General features: G+C 62.8%; 1 protein-coding gene. It reads right to left on the reverse strand.

Annotated features, from left to right (window positions below; translation table 11 throughout):
- Positions 1 to 1058, reverse strand: a 1058-nt coding sequence (locus Aco04nite_RS48480; protein ID WP_213003922.1) for an AAA family ATPase, incomplete at both ends; no start/stop codon positions are given.

A 1058-nucleotide genomic window follows, 5' to 3' on the forward strand; every position in this document is an offset into this window, starting at 1 on the left:
TCCCGCTGGATCGTGCGCCGCAACGGCCGGGCACCCAGGACCGGGTCGAAGCCCTTCTTCGCCAGATACTTCTTGGCGTTGTCGGTCAGCTCGAGACCCATGTCCTTGTTCTTCAGCTGACCCTCGATCCGCGCCGTGAAGATGTCCACGATCTCCAGGATCTCGTTCTGACGCAGCTGGTGGAACACGATGGTGTCATCGATACGGTTCAGGAACTCCGGGCGGAAATGCTGCTTCAGCTCGTCGTTGACCTTGACCTTCATCCGCTCGTAGTTCGACTCCTCAGCCTCCGAGGCCTGGAAGCCCAACGACACCGCCTTGGCCACATCGCGCGTGCCGAGGTTCGTGGTCAGGATGATGACCGTGTTCTTGAAGTCCACGATCCGGCCCTGACCGTCGGTCAGCCGGCCGTCCTCCAAGATCTGCAGGAGCGTGTTGAACACATCCGGGTGGGCCTTCTCGATCTCGTCGAACAGCACCACCGAGAACGGCTTACGCCGCACCTTCTCCGTCAGCTGACCACCCTCGTCATAGCCGACATACCCGGGAGGAGCACCGACCAGACGAGACACGGTGTAACGGTCGTGGAACTCCGACATGTCCAGCTGGATCAGGGCGTCCTCGGAGCCGAACAGGAACTCCGCGAGAGCCTTCGACAGCTCGGTCTTACCGACACCCGACGGGCCGGCGAAGATGAACGACCCCGACGGGCGCTTCGGGTCCTTCAACCCTGCCCGGGTCCGCCGGATCGCCTTCGAGACGGCCTTGACAGCATCTTCCTGACCGATGACCCGCTTGTGGAGCTCATCCTCCATACGCAGCAGCCGGGAGGTTTCCTCCTCGGTCAGCTTGTACACCGGGATACCGGTCCAGTTACCCAGGACCTCAGCGATCTGCTCGTCGTCGACCTCGGACACCACATCCAGGTCGCCGGCCTTCCACTCCTTCTCCCGCTGCGCCTTCTGACCCAGCAGCTGCTTCTCCTTGTCCCGCAACTGCGCGGCACGCTCGAAGTCCTGCGCGTCGATCGCGGACTCCTTGTCACGACGCACCTGAGC

It is taken from the genome of Winogradskya consettensis (assembly GCF_018332715.1).
Taxonomy (GTDB): Bacteria; Actinomycetota; Actinomycetes; order Mycobacteriales; family Micromonosporaceae; genus Actinoplanes; species Actinoplanes consettensis.